Source organism: Candidatus Aminicenantes bacterium, assembly GCA_011049425.1.
In the GTDB taxonomy this organism is placed as follows: Bacteria; Acidobacteriota; Aminicenantia; order UBA2199; family UBA2199; genus UBA876.
Map to the genome: position 1 here is coordinate 1 of DSBM01000132.1, position 5,073 is coordinate 5,073.

Below are 5,073 nucleotides of genomic sequence, written 5' to 3' on the forward strand. Positions count from 1 at the left end.
ACACCGGCGTGCCGTCTTCGCGAAACAATATATTGTCGGGCTTCACGTCCCGGTGGATGAAGCCCTTGCCATGGGCGTAATCCAGGGCGGAGGCCAGACCGGTAAAGATTTTCAGGGCCTGGTCCGAATTCAGAGAACCCTGCTTTATGCGATCCGACAAACTGCCGCCAGGCAGGTATTCCATGATGATGTAATGGCTGAGTTCATCCCGCCCCACGTCGTAAATATCAACGATGTGGGGGTGTTTAAACCCGGCCGCGGTGCGCGCCTCGCGCAGGAAACGGTGGGCAAGGCTCTCATCCCTGAAAAGGGCGGGAAGCAGGACCTTTATGGCCACCCGCCGCTCCAGGTTCTCCTGGACGGCCAGGTAGACGTCGGCCATGCCGCCCTTGCCCAATTCTTCTTCGATGCGGTAACCCGGTATCTGCGGTTCAGGTGTCATGACACATCTCCAATAAGAAAAAGCGGCCGGAGCGAATCGCGTGGCCGGCCTTGGGCACTGAATAAACGGGGGATCAGCGGCGGCGTCGCTGGATCACCACGGTTACCAGGACGAGCAAGAGCAAAATAACCGCGCCGCCAAGGGCCAACAGAGTGCGGCGGCGTTTTTGCTCAGCCCGCTCCCGCGCCTGCTGCTGTTGACGCTGCTGTTGCGCCAGGGAACGCCTCCCGGCTTCGATCTCACGCAGTTTTTCCGTGGGGATACGGGACTCTTTGGCGGACAGGTAGGAGCGGCTGCCGACAATGATTTCCTCACCCCTGGGAATCTCGATGCGGACCTCGTGCCAGGCATCATCCATGGCAAAGGGTGTCTCGTAGGTTACCACCAGGCGGGCGTGAAGCAGGGTGGAAATGGTGGTATAGATCTCTACCAGCACCTCGGGCCCGGCAGCCGCAAAGTAGCGCCCGCCGGAATCAGCGGCCAGTTGCTTTAGCATCACTTCGTCCACGCCGGTACCCAGGCCGATGGTAAAGATTGACACACGATGCTTTTTCGCCAGTTCCGTCACCTCGTCAACCGTATGCCGGCTGCGGTTCTCTTTGCCGTCGGTCAGCACCAGGGCGGCGCGCACCGACTCCTCGGGAGCATCGACAAACAACTCCAGACCCTGGTACACCCCATCCAGCAGGGCGGTGTCACTGCCCGTGCGGGTTTCCCGCACCAGGCCTTCCAGCCTGCCACGCTCAGGGGTAAATTCAGAGACCACCTCGACCTGCGTGTCAAAACGCACGAAGGCGCTGTGGTCTCGCTCCTTCATGCGAACCACGAATTCCGCAGCGCCGTCGCGGGCACGGGCGATGGCCGCGCCCTTCATGCTGCCGCTCTTGTCCAAGACAATGGCCGCGTACACGGGCATCTCTACTTCATCCAGGGTGCGGACGGAAAACTCGGAAATGGCCCGGTCCTTTTCAAACAGCTTCAACCCCCGCGGGTCCACGGGCACGGGCAAGCCCATGTTGTCCTCCACGGACAACGTCAGGCGGATCGTGGGGAAATCCTCCAGGCTGATGGCAACTACTTTTACCCCCTGAGCCGGCGCCGCCCAGTTCAGGCCGAGCAGCAGTATAATGATGACTAAGGTTTTCTGCATGCATACCTCCGGTTATAACTCGGGCCGCCCGGCCCACGCCGGGCGGCCGGGTCGTTCAGCCCTGATTCACAGAAGCTTAAACTGCAGTTTGACGGTGCCGCAGATAATCTCGTCGCCGTCCTTGAGTTCACGGCTACCTTCGACACGTTGGCTGTTGACGATCACGGGGTTGGTCTGGCTCAGGTTTTCCACGGTGTAGGTGCGCTTGGCGAAAACGATGCGCGCGTGTTTGCGCGATACTGATTCGTCTTCAAGGATGATGTCTCCGGTCACGCGCCCGAGGGTGGTCTCGTATCCCAGGGGATAGCCCTTGCCCTGGTTGGGCCCCACCAATACCACGATCTGGGCCAGGGGATCGGGGACGGCCTTGGTGCGTAGCCCGCCCACGGCCTGGTTGACCTCACGGGTACTCACCTGCCTGGTAGACTTGGGGCCCGCGGATTCCACGGGCGCGGCGGACGCGGCTGAGGGCTGCATGGGCGGGATGACTGACGGAGCCGCTTCGGCAACTGGCGTGGAGGCCCCGGGTTTGCGCAGCAGCACCACCAGCAACACCACCACGATCACCGCGATCAGGCCGATCAGGGCGAACATGAGATAGTCGGGCTTTTCTTTTGCAGGCGGTGGCGGAGTGGTGATTCCCGGCGCCAGTGGCGCGCCGCCGCCGAAACGGTTGCTCTCGCGGATATAGGCTTCCTGGTTTGAAGTGGATATCTGCACGATTCCCACCACCGTGATCTGGGTCTGGGGCGCGGGCAACGTGTTGGCCACCACGCGAATGGTTTTGTCACTGTTGTCCAGCAGTTCATAATAGCCCCGATCACTCGGCGTTGAGGGCGTCACCACGCGCACTACCTCGCCGGTAATCTGCACGGTCAGGTTGTAGTACTTCTGGGGACTGTCCAACACATCGCGCACATACACCTGCTGGGTCTGCTGCGCCGGTAACGTTCCAGCAAACAACACCAGCGCCGTCATCACAATCAAAAATAAGTTGCGTCTCATCTTGCCTCCTGATTGGCTTAAGTTAAACATATTATCACGATTGCAAAGCTATTGCCGCTTTCCGCCGCCCAGGCGTTGCCACAGGCGGCGCAGACGCCCGGGAAGGGGCTGGACTTCCGGCGGACTTATCGCCGCCTGCGGATCCAGGGAAGAAAACACTTCCGCGGAAAACACCACGGGAAAGGGTACGGTCTGCCGCGTACGCCCTTCCTTGCTCTCTACATGGTTGATGTTTTTTTCTGCAATCATCTTCTCAATCCCATAAAAATGCGTTTCCGGCGAGAATCACCGGGGGCGGCGCGGTGGCCAGCCCCCGGGATTGGTCTGATTTGATCCCGCAAACCGGGATACGGGAGCCCGCCCGGTACATGCCGCTGTTGCCGGCGAAACCCGTGGGCGCCGCGGTCCATTTTCGGGCATGTGCTGCAAAGGCGGAAGCCGAGGTTGTTGTTGCGGTTGGACGGGTGGTTGTTGTTGCGATTGGCTGAACGGCAGTTGTCGGCGTTGTTGTTCCAGCTGCCGCCGCGTTTGACGCGGTTGGAGCCTTTGTGGGCTGACCCCAGACGGCATCCCAAAAGAGACACCTCGTTATTGGTGATGCATAGTTTTCCATATGTCCGGAGACACTTTGCATGGATTGGGCCAGCTGGTCTTCCAATATTCCACCTTTGCGGTATTCCCGCACCCGCTGGCCCGCACGTCTGCGCATATAAATACGGTTGCGGGTCCGGAGCCGGATGACTCCCGGGAAAATACGCACCCCCAGAAAATTGATACCATGCAAACAGGGTTGAAGGCGTGTGGCCGCGGGTTTCAAATTTAGCCTCAACTCCCGGTATAGAAAATCCGAGAGCTGATCGCGATATGCTCCGAGTTGCAGTCTGGATTCCCCGAAAAGCAGGAAATCATCCATGTAGCGCAGGTAGCGGTGCGCCCGCAACCCCTGCTTGATAAAATGATCCAGGCGATCCAGGTAGCAGTTGGCAAAGAACTGGGAGGTGAGGTTGCCCACCGGTAATCCGCGTCCCTCGTTTGTGCCCCGGCTGCGGTCGCTGGTTTCCAGGATGCGCGCCGCCAGTTGCAGCAAGCGGTTGTCGGTTGTCTTGCGCTCCAGGATTCGCAACAGAATGCCGTGATCAATGGAGTCGAAGTACTTGTGAATATCCGCCTGGAAATACCAGGGGGAAATCGAGGCGAACCGTTGAGCGGCTTTTACAGCACGATGAGTGCCCTTGCCCACGCGGGATGCGTAGGAGTGAAAGATAAAGCCCTTTTCAAATAAAGGTTCCAGCACACCCACCAGGGCGTGATGCACCACGCGGTCACGGAATGGGGCCACGCAGATCATTCTTTCCTTGGGATCGTGGATGGTAAAGTAACGATAAAGGCCAGGGGCATAGCTCCCGGAAAGCAACTCTTCCCGGAGCTTCAGCAACTCCCGTTCCGCGTGGAATACAAAACAAGCCGTACCCGCGGCATTGCGACTACCCCGGGCGGCTCGTCTATACGCCGCGTACAGGTTGCTAAAAGATGCCATCCGGTTAAACAGGTCCGGCATCTAATCCACCCTTGGTCGCTTTGCGCCAGCCGCCGAGCATCTGCCCGGCGCGGTTGATCTCACCGCTGATGTACTCGTACTGACGCATGGAGATGTACTTTCTGTCCATGGACAATCGCATATATACGCGCAGGATTTCCATATATGCGTCCACGTCACGCAATATATGCGAGCGCGCCCGCGTGTGGATGGCGGTTACGATCCCCTCCATCACCTGCAGCGCCAGGCGCGCGATGCGGTCGGACACGGTGAAGCGGACGCTGCGCGGATACTGCTCCACCCGATCCAGGATCCAGTCCAGCACCGCGTACCACAACACGAACAGTGGAAATTGTTCGTTCATTTCTTCTTGAAAAAGGCCGCCAGAAGCTCCAGGATCTCTTTACCGTAATCTTTGACTTTTTTCTGTCCCAAACCACGAATGGAACGCAATTTTTCCAGGGAATCCGGGGCCTTGATCACGATCTCCTGCAACTGGCGGTTGGTGGCCACCAAAAATACCGGAATGCCGCGCTTTTCCGCGGCGGCTTTGCGCCACTCGCGCAGGCGCCGCAGCAGGATGCGCTGCCACTCATTCAGACCCGCTTCCAGTGGATCTTTATCAGCAGATTCATTCTCGGGCAGGATTTCCTCGCAGGCGACCAGCACCGACCATTGGGGCACGCCGTCGTGAACAAAAAAAGCCGTTTCCAGGCGCAGCAATTTGCGGCTGTACAGAAACTCGTTGACCACAGACGCGTCAAAGCCTCCGGCGGCGGAGTCATAAACCAGGGAAAATACGCGCATCAGCATAACGGTCTCATCTCAATTGCCCGGCGGCGCCGCGGCGGGGGCGATGGCTGCGCCCGCCCACGCCCGCGGCGCAAAGACCCAAACCAAAACATTTTCAGCTTGCATCACAAGTTATCCTGCCGTCTC

7 protein-coding genes are annotated in these 5,073 nt (G+C 59.1%); all 7 read right to left on the reverse strand.

The window, feature by feature from the left end:
- On the reverse strand, positions 1–442 hold a 442-nt coding region (locus ENN40_08980; protein ID HDP95476.1), incomplete at its 3' end, for a serine/threonine protein kinase.
- A gap of 73 nt (positions 443–515) precedes the next feature.
- The gene (locus tag ENN40_08985; GenBank protein ID HDP95477.1) at positions 516–1,592 is read right to left on the reverse strand and encodes a VWA domain-containing protein; all 1,077 of its coding nucleotides are present in this window, start codon (positions 1,590–1,592) and stop codon (positions 516–518) included.
- Between the two features lie 66 nt (positions 1,593–1,658).
- Positions 1,659–2,627 carry an FHA domain-containing protein gene (locus ENN40_08990; protein ID HDP95478.1) on the reverse strand — a complete coding sequence of 323 codons (969 nt, stop codon included), beginning with the start codon at positions 2,625–2,627 and terminating at the stop codon, positions 1,659–1,661.
- An 18-nt stretch (positions 2,628–2,645) separates the two neighbouring features.
- Positions 2,646–2,846, reverse strand: a complete 201-nt coding sequence (locus ENN40_08995; GenBank protein HDP95479.1) for a hypothetical protein — start codon at positions 2,844–2,846, stop codon at positions 2,646–2,648.
- A gap of 4 nt (positions 2,847–2,850) precedes the next feature.
- On the reverse strand, positions 2,851–4,155 hold the full coding sequence (locus ENN40_09000) for a hypothetical protein (protein ID HDP95480.1): 1,305 nt from the start codon (positions 4,153–4,155) through the stop codon (positions 2,851–2,853).
- Positions 4,139–4,498, reverse strand: a complete 360-nt coding sequence (gene avd / locus ENN40_09005) for a diversity-generating retroelement protein Avd (GenBank protein ID HDP95481.1) — start codon at positions 4,496–4,498, stop codon at positions 4,139–4,141. The genes ENN40_09000 and avd overlap by 17 nt, the downstream gene beginning before the upstream one ends.
- Positions 4,495–4,947: a hypothetical protein gene (locus ENN40_09010; protein HDP95482.1), complete on the reverse strand. Its 453-nt coding sequence runs from the start codon at positions 4,945–4,947 to the stop codon at positions 4,495–4,497. The genes avd and ENN40_09010 overlap by 4 nt, the downstream gene beginning before the upstream one ends.
- Between the last annotated feature and the right edge of the window lie 126 nt (positions 4,948–5,073).